This window comes from Paenibacillus tyrphae (assembly GCF_000722545.1).
GTDB classification, from domain to species: domain Bacteria; phylum Bacillota; class Bacilli; order Paenibacillales; family NBRC-103111; genus Paenibacillus_G; species Paenibacillus_G tyrfis.
Map to the genome: position 1 here is coordinate 23,550 of NZ_JNVM01000018.1, position 15,880 is coordinate 39,429.

The following is a 15,880-nucleotide window of genomic DNA, read 5'->3' on the forward strand; positions in this document are numbered from 1 at the left end:
ATTCAACGATTCGACATTGTAGAACAAAAAAACCCATCGCAAAGGATGGGTTTCATCGCCTTACCAGCCGCGCTCCTGCATCCGCTCGGCTCGCCCTTCGCATGGATCATCGAAGCGCATTCTCCGTACAGCCCTTCATCCCCTTTGTTACCACAGCAGCACCGTATCCGGTCAGGCATGGGAAAAGCGCTTGCGGTAGGCGCGCGGAGTCAAGCCTTCCACTTTTACGAAGCAGGACGTAAAGTAGGCCGCTTGGCTGAAACCGACCTCTTCGGCTACCCGGGCGACCGGAAAATCGGTTTGCAGCAGCAGCAGCTTGGCCTGCTCCAGCCGGTAACGCAGCAAATACTCGAAGGGCGAGCAGCCGAACTCCCGCTGCATGCAGCGCGCGATATATACAGGGTGAAAATTGAGCGCCTCTCCCAAGCTCTGCGCAGTCACCGCTTGTTTGAAATGCTGGCGCAGGTAGGATGCCGCCTGATCCGCCACTTCGGCTCCGGGCGGCGGCGCTTCCGCTTGCAGCGAAGCGTTAAGCTGCTCCAGCACCTGCTGAAACAGCTGCTGATGCTTCCAGCGCGCCCAGTTGCGGTGCGACTCCTTCTCCAGCGCGCCGAGCTGCTGCATCGTCCGGTAGACGGACGTCGGCTTCAGCAGCTTGGTAAACTGGGGAAGCTGGATGGCGAAGGTTTGCATCGTGAAACTTTTTTCCTCTATCGAAACGGGCGGAAGCGTCGGCACTCCTTCCTCCGTCTCTCTCCACGCACCCGTCGTGTTGAAATGCAGCCAATAATGAGCCGTATCCGTTGTGCACCCCTGCGGAGAATAATGATGCCGGTCAGGCCGGAGAATAATCGCGTGGCCGGCCGTAACTTCGTAGTAAACGCCGCCTTCCATAATATAAATGCAGCCTTCCTGCACGACGAGCAGATCGAAAACGCCGATGTTGTGCCGGTTCGGATGCTTGCGACCGGGCGCAATGACGCAGAAGCCGCTGGCCAAATAGTGAGGAAGCGGCGGGGATGTAAATTCGAGAATTGGCATCGCTTTCACCTTCTCATCATATGAAGTCAGGTTTATAAATTGATATTTTTAGTTCGGATACTGATACATGCTTTCAAGTATACGCTCTATAATGTGATATGGGAATACGGCATCAGGGGGATATGGAACATGAGTGACGACAAAAAATTTACGCTATGGGTGCTCGCTTGGCCCATTTTCATTGAAATGTTTCTACAGTTTTTGCTGGGCACGGCGGACACGCTGATGGTCAGCCGCATATCGAACGGCGCCGTTGCCGTCGTGGGCATTTCCACGCAATTGTTTGCCGCTGTCACGATTTTGTTCATGACGGTCGCCAACGGGGCCGGCGTGCTGATTGCACAGAAGCTCGGTGCCCGCAGGCCGGAAGACGCGCGGACGGTAGCCATCATGTCGGTCAATATCTCGATCGTGATCGGGGCCCTGCTCAGCCTCGCGCTCTATCTTTTTGCCCGCGATATTGCTGCGCTGCTGCAGGTTCCGGCCGCTCTGCTTCCGCTGGCCGACACGTACATCTCCATCGTCGGCGGAGGCATGACGCTGACCGCCGCCATGGCCGCTCTCAGCACGGCGATTCGCAATACGGGGAACACGCGCGGTCCAATGTACATCGCGATCGGGATGAACGTCATTCATGTCGTGTTGAACTACGCCTTTATTTACGGTGCCTTCGGGTTCCCGCAATGGGGGCTGGCCGGCGTGGCCGTCTCGACTCTTGTCAGCCGGCTGCTGGCCACGATTGTGCTCGCCTTTCTGTTCGTGCATTCGTTCGAGCGCCGGGTTGGCTGGAAAGATCTATTGCAATTCAACCGCCCATTGTTCCGCGAAACGATGCAGATCGGTTGGCCCATGGGCGTGCATTCCGCTTCGTGGGTATTCTCGCAGCTGATTCTGTTTTCGTTCATTGCAATGCTCGGGGCCAAGGAATTGGCGGCGCGGACCTATATGAATACGATGGAGTCGTTTTGCTTCACGCTCGGGTATTCCGTCGCCATGGCTTTGCAAATTCAGATCGCCCATCTTTTCGGGGCCGGACGGAAACAGGAGGCTTACCGCGCCGCTTATCGGGGAATGTGGACGGGACTTGCGGTCGTCATGACCAACGCGCTGCTGCTGTACGTTTTCGGCAGCAAGGCGCTGTCTCTGTTCACCGTTGATACGGAGATTGTGGCGCTCGGGGTTGCACTGCTCGGCTTGAATCTGCTGCTGCAGCCGGGGAAAATGATCAATATGGCCATGGGCAGCGCCTTAACGGGAGTCGGTGATACCCGGTTCATTATGATTACCGGAGTGTTCTCGCTCTGGCTGCTCGCAACACCGTTTTCTTACTTCCTTGGCATTCGGCTTGAGTGGGGCTTGACCGGAATTTATGCGTCGATGATCGCCGACGAATATTTACGCGGCTTTCTCGTTCTCCGCCGTTGGAAGAGCGGCAAAATGCTGCACCCGTCCGCAGCCTCGCCAGGACATCAGACCGTCTCGGCACAAAGCTAGCGCTCCTAGACTCGATCCCTGCAAATGAAAATGGTGTTTAAAACAAAAAGTGGCTGAACAGGATATCGCTCCTGCTCAACCACTTTTCGTTTTTGCCAAGCTTCTCGCGTAGCCAAGGTCCGCTTATTCAACGGTACGCATCGATATGGTCCTCAACGAACTGCCTGAACGTGCGTGCCGCTTGCCCCGTTACTTCCTCTATCGTAGATCGTACGTCTTGCTGCTTGCTTGCAGCTCGCCTGATTCGGAGTACGGCGTCCACTTTTTCCTCCGGCATATACCGCTTCATCTCTTCCCTGGCCACCGACTCGGCGATATTATCGAATTCGATCGGCTGGTTAAGCACTTCTCCGATCGTCCTCACCTGGTCTGCGGGAGTCATAATCTCAGGGCCGGTCAAGGTGTAAATCCGCCCTTCGTGACCGGAGGATACAAGCGAAGCCACAGCTACGGCGGCGATATCCCTAGGGTCGATAGGAACGAGCCCCGCGTCGCCGTATGGCGCACGGACCCTTCGCTCCGACCGTATCGTTTCTGCCCAATGAAGCGCGTTCGACATAAAAGGCCCCGGCCTTAAGAAGGTAAAAGATATGCCGGATTGCCGGATCAGTTCCTCCATGCGCGAATGCATGCGAGTAATGGGATTGTCTGCGCCGATCTCCACCGCGCTGGAAGAGAGAAATACGAGATGCTCTACTCCAACTGTTTTTGCGACTGCCGGGAAAGACTCACCGCCAGGAACCGCCATTAGGAAAGCTTTCCTGACTCCTAACAGTGCCTTGTGCATCATCGCTGGATCGGCCAGATCGCCGGCAATCACTTCGACGTCTGCAGGCCATTCGCCGGGGTTCCTGCTCGCCACTCGAATTCTGTGCCCTTGGCCATGAAATTGCTGCGCAATCTCTTGCCCTACGTTGCCCGAAGCTCCGGTGATCAAAATCATGAGTACAGCCTCCTTTGGAATTGGAATTCAAACAAAATGAATGAAAGTACTTACTTGCATTTGTGATTGTACTGAATTATAATTAGGATGTCAATTTCAAAATAAAGAGGTGCTCCAGCATTGAGTAAATCCAAAACGAGGGACCGCATGATCGACACGGCTCTCGCCGTTTTCTCCGAGAAGGGTTACGAGGCGGCTTCCACAAGAGATATTGCCGAAAGAGCCGGCGTGAACGAGATTACTTTATTCCGGCACTTCAAGAACAAAGAGAATTTATTCCGTGAGGTTCTGAACGCCAAATTTCCGGCCTCCCTGCTGTCGGACGACGTGAATTGCCGATTGACCGGCCGCTTCCGGGAGGATCTGACATTCTTGGCGCAAAAATATCTGGAGGTTCACTTGGAGAATCTCGATTTCATTCGCATCGGCATCATGGAAGTTCCGCGCAACCCCTCCTGTGCGGACGTGGTACGCACCATTCCGGAACGTCTGGAGGAGCATTTGGCGAATTATATGTTGGATTTGGCAGCCAGACACGTGATTCGAGATGCGAATTTCAAGCTGCTGGCTCGAATGTTCTACGGACAGTTGTTCCAGCACGTGATGTCGATCTGCAGCTTCGGCGACGATTCCGGCACCCTCAGGGCGGAATCGGATGAATTCATCGAAACGTTGGTAGCCATGTACGTTCAGACACTGGCCCCGTGATTTTAAATTCCATTAGCAGCATGGTTAAAACGAAGGGGCTATCCCTTAGGACAGCCCCTTCGTTTTGGCGATAAGCTCGAGATAAAACCACCCGCCATGCGCACCGCCGGTCAATCCGGCTTCGGTCCGCTGCCGGACGGCTTGCCCGGATTGGCCCGCCGTCTTTTCAAGAAAGCCGCGTGACCTCCCAGCAAGGCGGCGGGAATGACGGCTACGAAGCCGGTGAGATGATACCATAAGGGAACCTCGGCGTTGGCGAAGGAATAATAAAAGCCGATCGCAGCTCCCACGACGCCGATAATCGAAGCATGGAAATAGGCGTCCCGCTTCGCTACCGAAGCCGATACATACCCGCCAAGCCCCGTGCAGAACAAGCCGACAAGCAGGTAAATCGCCAAAATCGGCGTATCCGCATACACCTTGGAAATTTCGCTCGGACCGATATGATTGGACGTGATATAGATCGTGCCGATCAACAGCGAAGAGACGAACGAAGTGACCTGATCCACCAAAATGCCGGCCAGCACGCCGCCGAAATGTACGTTTTTCTTTTCCATGATTTGAGTAAGTCTCCTATAGTGATGTAGTGCGATTTCTTTTACTGGCGCTGCTCTATGCCTCCTACGTTCCAACTATACCATACTCCAATCCGGATCGACAGCGCTCGATCCGGAACCCGCAGCCTTCACTTCACGGCTATACAAAAGAAGGCTGTCTCGTAAGTAGATCGCTCTACTTTTCGAGACAGCCCCTCGTTCGGCCATATGCTGCACGATCGCGAAACAACTTCAAGCGCGCTAGGCGCTCGCCCCTTCTGCGCTCCGCTTGCGGAACAAGCTGTCCACCGCCAGCACACGATTCCCGCTGATCAACAGGTGCAGGGACATGGCGAACAGCGCAAGATCGAATTCATACCCGCCGATAAATCCCTGCGACATTTTGACGGTCAGGATCGCACCAAGCATAATGATCGAAAACAATGCACCAAATACGCGCACGCCCAGACCGAGAATCATGCAAATGCCGCCGATCAGCTCGATTCCGCCGACCGCATAGGCCAGGAAGCCCGGCAAGCCGACGCTTTGAAAGAAGCCTGCGGCTTTGTCAATCCCCGATTGAAATTTTTGGAGCCCGTGCAAAAGAAAAGTCACTCCCAATACGATGCGTACAATCAAAGCTCCCAATTCAGAAAACGTGGTCATTTCATACATTCCTCCTTGAATTTTAAAATACTAATTTCAGGCCGACTCAGGAACCTCTCCCTTTCGTCCGCCCTGCTTCATTCGATCCGCATCACCTCCTTACCACCGGACACTACTTATTGTAGTGTCCGACCGCAAAAAAATGCGCCGGACGGAAAAATAATCCGCCCGCGCCGCGGCTCTTTCCTGCTCGATTAGAGGGTGGCGAAGAAAAACATCGCGCCAAGCAAAAGCACCGCATGGAATGAAATCATGGTCAGCTTCAGCGGCAGCTTGAACGGAATCTCGAATTGCGGGTCCAAAATTAGCTGAATGCGGCAGTTGATCGAGTTGTCTGCGAACGAGACGTAGGAAAATACCATCGTTTCCGACTTTCTATGCTTCAGAAGCTTCAGCAAGGCGCTGCCGATCTCTACGGACGAGCCTAGCTGTTCGATCGCATAGTTGTCCGCGAGCACCTCGCGAACGGTCCGGTATTTCTGGTGCACCCACCGGAGCAGCGGGACGTATCCCATGACCGACGAGCAGAGGGACAGCACGAACGTTTTAAGCGGATCGCCGTGCTTCCGATGATACATTTCATGATGGATGACCGCCTCCAGCTCCCTCGCATCCAGCAGCCGGATCAAGCCCGTCGATAAAACGACTTTCGGGTTCAGCAGGTTCATCGTAAACGCCCGCGGCTCATCGCACGCGACGACCAGAATCGGCTCGCCGCCGCTGCCGTACTGCTTGTTCAATTCCGCCGTCATCCGTTCGTCCCGTTTGCTTTGCAAGCGCCGGAACGTGCGGCATGACGCCCATTGCTGCTGGACGACGAGTCCGGCGATCAGCAGCAAAGTGTAGAACACGACGATGTCGAAGGCGTACACCAGCCCGTCCAAGCCGTAGATGCTCGCCGTAGTGGCGCAAAATTGGATCAGGTTATGCTTGAGTTCAAAACCGAACAGCAAATGCAGCGCATACGCGATAATCTGGGACATGATCAGGGCCGACAACCCAAGGCCCGTAAGGAACAGGGTCCTGGAACGTTTTTCCCACATAGGCTATCTTTCCTTTTTCAGAGCTTGAATTTTTTGCTCCAGTTGCTCGAGAAGCGCCGGGTCCGCTTCTTCCAAGGCGTCCAGCATATGGTTCACGACAAGCGGTCCGAATTCTTCAAGCAAATCGTTCGTCAGCTCTTTGGATTGGGTTTCGAGAAACTGCTCCAGCGACTGGGTAGGCTGGAATAAGGAAACGCGTCCTTCCGCTCTTTTGCGCAGCACGCCCTTGTCCACCAGCCGGTTCATGACCGTCATCACCGTATTGAAATTGATTGCCTGTTCCTTGGCCAGCCTCGCCTGCACGTCTTTGATCGCCATCTCCGGACCGTTCCACAGGATATGCATGATTTTTGCTTCCAGAGGTCCGAAAAAGCGGTTTAATCCGCTTTCGTTCGTTTTGAATGAATGTATTTTCATGAAAGCACCTCACACTACCTATTGTAATGTTCGCAAAAGGCATCGTCAAGTTTACAGTTCGTTCCAGAAAAAAAGCACGGCAGCGGGCTCATAGGGACGCCCTGCGCCGTGCATTAACTGCTACAAATACTCGCGCAGCCAAGGAAGCTGCGATTCGACCTCGCCGCGGATCTCATCCGGTTCGTCAAGCTCAAGCACCGCTTCCGCCAGCCTAGCCATCCCGCTCCGGTCCAGCTTCGCGATCAGCGCCCGCGTACGCGCCACGTGGACGCCGCTCATGCTGAACTCATGCAGCCCCATGCCGAGCAGAATCGGCACCGCATGCGGCTGCCCCGCCATTTCCCCGCACATGCCGACCCATTTGCCTTCCCGCGCCGCCGCGCGGATGACCTGGTCGATCAAACGCAGCACCGCAGGCTGAAGCGGATCGTTCAATTGCACCAGCTTCGGATTCATCCGGTCGGCCGCCATCGTATACTGCACGAGATCGTTCGTCCCGATACTGAAGAAATCGACCTCTTTGGCCAACCGGTCCGCCATCAGCGCCGCTCCCGGCACTTCGATCATGACGCCCGTCTCCAGATCGTCCCGGAACGCCCGGCCTTCGGCCTGCAGCTCCGCCTTGGCTTCCTCCAGAACAGCCTTGGCCCGTCTCCATTCGCGGAGCGAAGCGATCATCGGGAACATGATCTTGACGTTGACCTCCGCGCTGGCCCGCAAAATGGCGCGAAGCTGCGTCTTGAACAGCTCCGGCCGGTCCAGGCAAATGCGGATCGCCCGGTAGCCGAGGAACGGGTTCTCTTCCTTCGGCAGCTCCAGCAGCGGCAGCTCCTTGTCCCCGCCGATATCCATCGTGCGGATCACGATCGGCGCCTCCGGTCCGAAAGCCCGGGCCGCCGCCGCATACGCTTCGTACTGCTCGTCCTCCGTCGGCAGCGAGTCGCGGCCCATGTATAGAAACTCCGTGCGGAACAGCCCTACGCCTTCGGCCCCGCCGCGTGCGGCCGCTTCCGCATCGGCCGGCGAGCCGATGTTGGCGACGAGCTCGACGCTTGCGCCGTCCAGCGTCACGGACGGGCGGTCTACAAACGCACGGTAACGCTCGGCCAATGCCTGCTGCTCGCTTGCTTTTTGGCGGTAGGCAGCAAGCTGCTCCTCTGTCGGAGCGACGAGCACGACGCCTTCGCGGCCGTCGACGACAAGCCGCTGGCCGTCCTGCACCTGAAACAGGCTCTCGCCCAAGCCGACGATCGCCGGAATGCCGAGCGAGCGGGCCAATATGGCGGAATGCGACGTCTTGCCGCCGGAAGCGGTGACGAAGCCAGCCGTCGCTTTCGGGTCAAGCTGGGCCGTCTGTGAAGGCGTCAGCTCATCCGCGATCAGAATGAAAGGCTCATCCGTCAAGCGCGCGTCCAAGGGCTCATCGGCATGAAGCAGCTTGCGGATCACACGGCGTGTCACATCGCGGATATCCGTAGCTCTCTCCCGCAAATATTCGTCGTCCAGGCTTTCCAGCAGCGCGACGGTCTCCTGCATCGCTTCGTCCAGCGCCGCTTCCGCGCAGATTCGCTCCTCGCGGATCATCGTCTGAGCCTTGCCGACCAGCTCTTCATCCTGAAGGAACAGCCGGTGGCCTTCGAAAATTTCCGCTTCCTGCTCCCGGCCCCGGTCCGTCAAGTCCCGGCCTAGCTCCTGCAGCTCCTCGTCCGCCTGGCGGATCGCTTCAGCCAGCCGTTCCAGCTCGGCGTCTGTCTCTTGCGCCCGGATCGGATGCCGTTCCGGCCGCTGCTCCTCCCGCATCACCTTCGCGACGCCGATCGCAATTCCCGGCGCCGCGGCAACTCCCTGCAGCCGCACGGTTACCCCTCCTTCCGGGCTGGCGCTTCGGAATATTCGGCCAGAATGCGGCCGATCTCCTCCTGCGCCGCTTCTTCCTGTTCCCCCTCGGTAATGAGCGTAACGGTATCTCCGTGCTTGGCGCCGATGGTAAGCACGTTTACCAGGCTTTTCGCGCTGACGCGTTTACCCGATTTTTCCAAAAAGATGCTGCATTCCTTGTAGCGTCCGGCCGCCTCCACAATTTTTTTGGCGGGACGTACGTGAAGCCCCAACAGGTTTTGAACAATATAGTCGTTTTGCATCGCTCAGCACTCCTTGTTCCGTATAGATTATATTTCTCTATCTAAATGGTTGCCCACAGCAGGCAAATTTACATGATCTTCTTAATTTCGTCCTTCAACTGCTCGGATTGCGGTCCGAAAATAACCTGCACCGCGCCTTGACCGAGCCGCATGACGCCGGAGGCGCCTAGACCCTTCAGCGCTTTGTCATCAACCGCCGCTTCGTCCTTCACGACCAGCCGCAGCCGGGTGATGCAGGCGTCCAATCCTACGATATTGCCGGCGCCGCCGATGGAAGCCAAGACTTGGCCCGCCTTTTGAGAGACCGGCGTTTTGCCTGCAGGCGCCGCTCCCGTTTCTACGGCAACAGCCTCCTCGACGATGTCGTCGTCCTCCCGGCCGGGTGTCTTCAGATTCAGCTTCACGATCAAGATGCGGAACATGAAGTAATAGACGACCGCGAACGCGAGACCGATCGGGATAATCAAGAGCGGCTTCGTTGCCAGCGGATAGTTAAGCGCATAGTCGATGAAGCCCGCAGAGAACCCGAAGCCGTGCTTCACGTCAAGCACATACGTGACATAACCGGCTACCCCGGACAGTACGGCGTGAACGGCATACAAAGCAGGAGCGAGGAACATGAAGGCAAATTCCAACGGCTCCGTAATTCCGGTCAGGAACGAGGCGAATGCCGTTCCGAACAGCATGGACGCGACGATTTTGCGCTTTTCCGGCTTCGCTGTATGCACCATCGCGAGCGCAGCAGCCGGGAGCGCGAACATCATCATCGGGAAGAATCCGGTCATGAACATCCCAGCCGACTTGTCGCCTTTGAAGAAGCGGTACAAGTCCCCGTGAATCACTTGGCCGGTCGCATCCGTAAAGTCGCCGATTTGGAACCAGGCGATCGAGTTCAGCACGTGATGCAGACCGAACGGCAGGAGCAGCCGGTTGCCGACCATGAACCCTGCGGCCCCGAAGCCGCCTAAGCCGACGATGAAGCGGCCGAATTCGTCCAGCGCATGCTGGATCGGACCCCAGACAATCCCGCACACGATCCCGATCAGCACCATCGCCAGCGAGGTAATGATCGGTACAAACCGCTTGCCGCTGAAAAAGCCTAACCAATCGGGCAGCTTGATATTATGGTATTTTTTGTAAAAATATGATGCCAGCGCCCCTGCGAGAATGCCGCCGAGCACGCCCATGTTCAGCTTCACGTCTTTATCAACAAGAGCCGGAAAAGCCGCGGGAATTTTAGCCAACACGTTGGTCAGCACCAAGTAAGCGATTACAGCAGCCAACGACGCGACCGCGTCTCCGATGAAAGCAATCGCGATGCCGACCGCGAAAATCAGCGGCAGGTTATCGAAAATTGCGGAGCCGCCGGCGTTCAGAAACGGCGCGATGTACTGGTTCAAAAACCCGCCGACGCTTTCCCCCATATGAAAGTCCTTCACATAATCGATATTCCCGAACCTCAGCAGGATGGAGGCCGCCGGAAGGACGGCAACGGGAAGCATCAGGGCTTTACCGATTTTCTGCAAAAAAGCGAGCATAATCACTCAACCCTTTCGAAATGGTTATGTTATTTTTTTAAAACCGCACTCAGCAGCCCGGCGTCTCCCGCACGGACCGGCCCCAATCGGTATTCCACGGCCGATACGCTTTCTTCGCCGTTGGCGATGATAACCGGGGTAATCAGCGGATAGCCCGCTTCCTTAATACGCTCGATATCGAATTCGATCAGCGTCTGGCCGGCCGTCACCTTGTCGCCCGTAGATACGTGGGACGTAAACCCTTCGCCGCGCAGCGCCACCGTGTTGATCCCGATATGAACCAAGAGCTGGACGCCCGACTCATGCTCCAGAATGAGCGCATGATTCGTATCGATCCGATGTGCGACCGTACCGTCGAACGGAGCGATCAGCTTGCCTTCCGTCGGCTCGATGGCAACCCCTTCACCCATATGCTTGCCTGCGAAGGCTTCGTCGGGAACTTGTTCCAGCTCTACCGCCTTGCCCGTGATCGGAGACGCGATTTCCAGCAGATTCGTCTTCGTCTTGTTCGATAGCCATTTTGAGAACATCTGTTAATTCCTCCCTTGTTGTGTTGATCGCTCTCCCGGATACGTTTGAAACAGCCGGTACAAATGCATGACCATATAACCAATCTCATCTTCGGGAACATCCGTCTCCAGCCGCTGCCCGATCAGAGAACTAAGCTCGGCGGCCAACCGGTATTCCTCGGGGTATTGGGTTTTGAATTCGTTCATAAACGGGTTGCGAACGACTTTGCCATGGGCAATCCGTTCGATCGCATGCCGCAAATGCGTGATGAGCCGGACATAATCCATACTGTCGCGTGGAATGGGGGCGCCCAGTTCGCTTTCAACCACCGCGACTGCTTCATTCACCAGATTGGAGAACTTCACCAGCTCTCCGACCGGAACGCTGGATACCGCCGAATGGACGTGAAAGGTCAAAAATCCGATTTCGTCCTCCGGTATTTCGATGTCGAACGCCTCGCTGATCATCGCCGCTGCGCTTCGTGCGATTTCGTACTCCTTGGGAAACCACAGCAGTGTTTCCTGCAGGAACGGATTGACGATATCCATCCCGTTCTTGAGCCGGTATACCGCGAACTGAATATGGCTTGGCAGCGCAAAGTACACCTTGTTGTTCAGCGGCTCGGAAAATTGCCCGTTAATGCTGTCGATGATCCGCTCGGAGATTCGGATCACCTCGGGGTCGATTCCTTCCAGCAGCGTGTGGTACTCGCTCATCTGATCGCGGTCGTCCAGCCGAAATCGCTTTTCAATGCGGGGGTCTTTGGCCTCGATCGTCCCGCTTCCTTTGGAGGAAAATCCGATGCCCTTGCCCAGCAGCACGTACTCCTTCCCGGAATCCGAATCCAACACCATAAGCACATTGTTGCTGATGACCCGCTCGATTCGAAGCAGACGATTCGCTTGCATAGCCTAACCCACCACCTTTCCTTACGTTCCGAGCTGACGGCAAACAAAAAAGAGCCAAAAAAAGACCTTTGATCATAGTCTTTTCCTGGCTCATGCCCTTTTATCGGTAACACGCCAATTTGTATTCGGTTACAGTCACATCATACCCATTTGTAAACGTTTCGTCAATAGGATTTGCGTGGAATTTAAAGGCGAATTATTGAACAAATTGCCAACGGCTATCCTTCTTGACGGGGCAAGCTTTGCAGCGCCGCGTTCACAAGCAGGTCGTAGAAATCGTCGTCTTCTTCCAGCCTTTCTTCCACCGCAAGAATGTCCTCTTCCGATCCCGATTCTTTGGAAAAAATCAGGCTGTAACTCCAATCCTTCGCGTTTTTGCTGTGCAGCGTAATTTCGTACGGCGCTTCATGTCCTTCATATTGAAACTCGACATGGCCCACGTAGCCGTTCTCTTTGCTGTGCGTCATCCGGCTTCCCATGATATTTACGTTCATTCGTCAGCTCATTCCTTTCTGTTTGTCTACAGACATTATCGCCTTCTTCGCCCGTTATGCACCAGCCTTTTTTTTATTTACGCTTTGTCCCGCAGCGTTTCCGCAGTCGATGCTACCCGGCTTACCGCATTGCCTATTTCGCCGATCGTATGTACCAGCCGGTCCATCTCGCTGCCGACCTCTTCCGTCTGATCGATATTCGTCTGCATCGAGTGTACGATTTCGCTGAACACCCTCCGCGCTTCCAGCGCTTCCGTACGGCTCGTTTCCACGACTTGACGCACCTCGTGAATGGATCGTACGACCCGGTCGTTGCACTTATCCGATTCGGTGACGATATCCGCAATGCGCGTCAGCGTCTTCTTCGTATCGTCGGACAATTTGCGCACCTCGTCGGCGACAATCGAGAATCCTCTTCCGTGTTCACCGGCCCTAGCCGCCTCGATGGCCGCATTCAGAGAAAGCAGATTGGTCTGCGCCGCAATGTCTTGTACGATCGTGACGATATCCTTGATCTGCGACGACAGCTCGTTCAATTGCGCGGCGGACTGCTGCATGTGATCGGCTCGCTCGTGAATGACGACGATTTTCGCTTCCAGCGCCTGAACTTGCTCCTGCCCTGTGCCGGCCATCACCTGGCTCGATCTTGACTGCTCCGCCATCGAGGCAAAGGCTTCTTTCACGTCGCTGCTCGTCGAGATTAATGTCTCGACCACCGCATTGTTTTCCTGCGTCAGCGCGGCGAGTTCCTCACTTAACATGCGCAGATCGTTGCGGTATTTTTCATGCTGCAGCTCCCGCTGGCGCAAATTCTCTTTTTCGTACGCTTCCAGCACGAGCTGCTGCTCGAAGTTGAACAGCTTGGTCAACACCTGGTTAATCGCCACCATGTCGTCTTTGTGCTGAACTTGGCTAACGACAGCGTCGATAAATCCGTTCTGCAGATTTTGGAAAGCGCTTAAATACCACTTTGGTTCCAGGCCGATCCGCTCATGAATCAGGGCGATTTTCGTTCTCTTTTCTATAAACGCCCGGTCCATTTTGCCATCAAGCAGCTCGATCAAATGTGTCTTCATCGTCCGGGTCAGCCGTTCGACGGTCGAATTGTCGCGGATAATCCTGTCCAGCTTGTCCACTTGCAGCACGGCTTTGTAAAACGAATCGACAATCTCGTCGATCCGCTCCTCGATCATAGGCTTAAACATGGCCAGAATGCGCAGATCCTCTTCGGACAAAGCGATCATTTTGAGCTGTGCCTCCAGCTCCGCATCGTTCACCTGATAGGTAACCTCAACCGCATTCAGCTTGTCCTGCTGCAATAACGAAACATGTCCCTCCGGTACGGCGCCGCCTTTCCCAAACCAACGGGCAATGGTGTGAAACGGGCACTTGCTCATAAAACGGACCCCCTCCTGTTTATCTGTGTCGGTCCCGAACGCACTAAAAAAACCGCAGCATCGCGCGCGGCTTCAATGGGTTGGCGTTGAAGTGGCTGCATGTCACAACAAATGGCAACCTGGCGATCGTTCTTCCCGTTCGGGAAGGGCAGACCCATGGCTTTGCGTCCCCGCTTTTCAGACAGGTATGCCTTTTTTCCTCATGAATATGTAAATACTTGATCTATTCTACTACAGTTTGTGAGCGTTTTCTAGCACGATTTATTTTTCTTTACCTTCAGCGGCTGCGAATATAATTTTTTTCGACACATCCTGTAGAATATTGTAAAATGGACAAGAATAGGACGAATAGGAGGGAAATTCTGTATGAACAAATGGTACGCCATGCTGCCGGCCTGTTTGCTCTGGACGGCGCTTGCGGCACCGAGCTTCGCGAACGCAGCCGATCCGCAGGTGCGTGTGTATCTGGACGGCAAGCCTATCAAATTCGAAGTTCAGCCCATTTTGGAAAATGGAACGACGCTGGTTCAATTCCGCCCGATTTTTGAAAAAATAGGGCTCACGGTCGGCTGGGACGAGGCTACGCAAACCGTGACCGGCACGAAGGACGATCTCTCCATTAAGCTGGTCATCGACGATACGGACGCTTATATCAACGATCGGCTGAACGAGCTTGAGCTTGCGCCTCGGCTCGTCGAGGGCAATACGTTCATCCCGCTGCGGTTCGTCAGCGAAGCGAGCGGCAAAGATGTGACATGGGACGGAAAAAGCATGTCGGTACATATAAAAAGTTCGGCGGATTCGACAGGGCCCGGGAATTCCGGCGGGACCACAGGCGGCGGCTCCAAGCCCGGCGGCGGAGACTCCGGAACCAAACCGGGCAGCGGCACCGACACGACCAAGCCCGACAAAGGAGACTACACCTATCCGAACGGGGACAGGTATACCGGCCAGATGGTGAACGGGTACCCCGAAGGACGGGGCAAGCTGTACAACCTGGGCGGCAAGCTGCTGTTCGAAGGCACGATGACGAACGGCCTCCCCGGAGACGGCCACCTCAAGAGCTTCTACGAGAACGGCCAGCTGGAATTTGACGGGAATCTGAAAAATGGGGTGCGTACCGGCTCCGGCAAGCAGTACTCTTCCACAGGCTCACTGCTATTCGACGGCACCTTCTCAGTCGGCGAGCGGGAAAAAGGGACGCTGTACTACGAAAACGGCGACAAATATACCGGTCCTTTCGATAACGACAAGCCGAGCGGAGCCGGCAAGCTCGTCTACAAGAACGGCGACGTATACGAAGGCTATTTCTTCGACGGACGGCGCGAAGGCAAAGGAACCTATACGACGACCAAGGGCGAGAAGCTGGTCGGGGATTTTAAGAACAACATGATGAACGGCATCATCTCTCATTATGACAAAAAAGGCACCTTACTTTCCGTCAGCGAATTTTCCAACGACGTCCTGACCCGCAAAGTCGATATGGGCAACGGCAGCACGACGCTGCCGAATACGAATCCTTCGGCGCAGCCGGACAGGGTCAAGCTTGAGAACGACCGTCACGAGAAGCTCGTGAATTCGATCCGGGAGAACTACAATCAGAACAAAAAGCAGCTGGAAGACCAAATCGCCCAAATCCGCAAGGATAACCCGGGAACCTACTCCAGCCAGGCGGAATATAACAAAGCGCTGAAGGAAGCCGAGACGAAGCAGATGGATATTTCGAATAGGCTGAATTCGTTGGCCGGCGATTATTCCAAGGCGGCGGAAGCGGCCAAAGCCGAGCTGAACAAGCAGCTGACGAATGTTCAGACGCTGATCACGCAGATCCATGCCAAAGGATCGGCCCAACAGCGAATCGAGGCGCTGAGGGATCAGCTGAACTTCCTAAGAGACAATTACAACAACGAGTTGAAAAGAGCGAACGACCAGCACTTAGAAATCATCAAGCAGCTGAAGTAAGTAATGATGATCCATTGTTCGTTATAACTTACAAGCGCGCAAAAAGGCCTGCATCGTTGCGGATGCAGGCTTCTTTGCGCAC

General features: G+C 55.2%; 16 protein-coding genes and 1 riboswitch. Of the genes, 3 read left to right on the forward strand and 13 right to left on the reverse strand.

Features of this window, described 5'->3' with window-relative positions:
* Positions 1 to 171: 171 nt before the first annotated feature.
* Positions 172 to 1,041, reverse strand: coding sequence for a helix-turn-helix transcriptional regulator (locus tag ET33_RS22130; RefSeq protein ID WP_036686856.1), 870 nt, complete (start codon positions 1,039 to 1,041; stop codon positions 172 to 174).
* Positions 1,042 to 1,170: 129 nt separating this feature from the next.
* Between ET33_RS22130 and ET33_RS22135 the strand changes: the two genes are divergently transcribed.
* Entirely contained in the window at positions 1,171 to 2,535 is a 1,365-nt protein-coding gene (locus ET33_RS22135; protein WP_036686859.1) for an MATE family efflux transporter, read from the forward strand.
* A 127-nt stretch (positions 2,536 to 2,662) separates the two neighbouring features.
* Here the strand turns inward: ET33_RS22135 and ET33_RS22140 are convergent, their stop codons facing one another.
* Positions 2,663 to 3,478, reverse strand: a complete 816-nt coding sequence (locus ET33_RS22140; RefSeq protein WP_036686862.1) for an NmrA family NAD(P)-binding protein — start codon at positions 3,476 to 3,478, stop codon at positions 2,663 to 2,665.
* Between the two features lie 120 nt (positions 3,479 to 3,598).
* Here ET33_RS22140 and ET33_RS22145 point away from each other — a divergent pair, with 120 nt between their 5' ends.
* Positions 3,599 to 4,186, forward strand: a complete 588-nt coding sequence (locus tag ET33_RS22145; protein ID WP_036686866.1) for a TetR/AcrR family transcriptional regulator — start codon at positions 3,599 to 3,601, stop codon at positions 4,184 to 4,186.
* Positions 4,187 to 4,296: 110 nt separating this feature from the next.
* Here ET33_RS22145 and ET33_RS22150 read toward each other — a convergent pair whose 3' ends face one another.
* The 11 genes from ET33_RS22150 to ET33_RS22200 form a co-directional block, all read right to left on the reverse strand.
* The gene (locus ET33_RS22150) at positions 4,297 to 4,743 is read right to left on the reverse strand and encodes a hypothetical protein (RefSeq protein ID WP_036686870.1); all 447 of its coding nucleotides are present in this window, start codon (positions 4,741 to 4,743) and stop codon (positions 4,297 to 4,299) included.
* A gap of 240 nt (positions 4,744 to 4,983) precedes the next feature.
* Complete coding sequence (locus ET33_RS22155; RefSeq protein WP_036686872.1) at positions 4,984 to 5,388, reverse strand: DoxX family protein; 405 nt, start codon at positions 5,386 to 5,388, stop codon at positions 4,984 to 4,986.
* A 194-nt stretch (positions 5,389 to 5,582) separates the two neighbouring features.
* The gene (locus tag ET33_RS22160) at positions 5,583 to 6,431 is read right to left on the reverse strand and encodes a M56 family metallopeptidase (RefSeq protein ID WP_036686875.1); all 849 of its coding nucleotides are present in this window, start codon (positions 6,429 to 6,431) and stop codon (positions 5,583 to 5,585) included.
* Positions 6,432 to 6,434: 3 nt separating this feature from the next.
* Positions 6,435 to 6,848, reverse strand: coding sequence for a BlaI/MecI/CopY family transcriptional regulator (locus ET33_RS22165; protein WP_025849161.1), 414 nt, complete (start codon positions 6,846 to 6,848; stop codon positions 6,435 to 6,437).
* 120 nt (positions 6,849 to 6,968) lie between these two features.
* Positions 6,969 to 8,705 carry a phosphoenolpyruvate--protein phosphotransferase gene (gene ptsP, locus ET33_RS22170; RefSeq protein WP_036686877.1) on the reverse strand — a complete coding sequence of 579 codons (1,737 nt, stop codon included), beginning with the start codon at positions 8,703 to 8,705 and terminating at the stop codon, positions 6,969 to 6,971.
* A gap of 2 nt (positions 8,706 to 8,707) precedes the next feature.
* Entirely contained in the window at positions 8,708 to 8,989 is a 282-nt protein-coding gene (locus ET33_RS22175; protein WP_036686879.1) for an HPr family phosphocarrier protein, read from the reverse strand.
* A 68-nt stretch (positions 8,990 to 9,057) separates the two neighbouring features.
* Positions 9,058 to 10,527: a PTS transporter subunit EIIC gene (locus ET33_RS22180; protein ID WP_036686881.1), complete on the reverse strand. Its 1,470-nt coding sequence runs from the start codon at positions 10,525 to 10,527 to the stop codon at positions 9,058 to 9,060.
* Between the two features lie 29 nt (positions 10,528 to 10,556).
* Positions 10,557 to 11,057, reverse strand: a complete 501-nt coding sequence (locus tag ET33_RS22185) for a PTS sugar transporter subunit IIA (protein ID WP_036686884.1) — start codon at positions 11,055 to 11,057, stop codon at positions 10,557 to 10,559.
* 3 nt (positions 11,058 to 11,060) lie between these two features.
* Positions 11,061 to 11,945 (reverse strand): BglG family transcription antiterminator, encoded by an 885-nt coding sequence (locus ET33_RS22190; protein WP_036686890.1) that lies wholly within the window; start codon positions 11,943 to 11,945, stop codon positions 11,061 to 11,063.
* Between the two features lie 218 nt (positions 11,946 to 12,163).
* Positions 12,164 to 12,439: a hypothetical protein gene (locus ET33_RS22195; protein ID WP_010492486.1), complete on the reverse strand. Its 276-nt coding sequence runs from the start codon at positions 12,437 to 12,439 to the stop codon at positions 12,164 to 12,166.
* Positions 12,440 to 12,516: 77 nt separating this feature from the next.
* Entirely contained in the window at positions 12,517 to 13,836 is a 1,320-nt protein-coding gene (locus ET33_RS22200; protein WP_036686893.1) for a globin-coupled sensor protein, read from the reverse strand.
* Positions 13,837 to 13,946: 110 nt separating this feature from the next.
* A riboswitch (cyclic di-GMP riboswitch) is annotated at positions 13,947 to 14,038 on the reverse strand.
* A 164-nt stretch (positions 14,039 to 14,202) separates the two neighbouring features.
* Between ET33_RS22200 and ET33_RS36585 the strand changes: the two genes are divergently transcribed.
* Positions 14,203 to 15,798, forward strand: coding sequence for a stalk domain-containing protein (locus ET33_RS36585; RefSeq protein ID WP_051775512.1), 1,596 nt, complete (start codon positions 14,203 to 14,205; stop codon positions 15,796 to 15,798).
* The last annotated feature ends 82 nt before the right edge of the window (positions 15,799 to 15,880 follow it).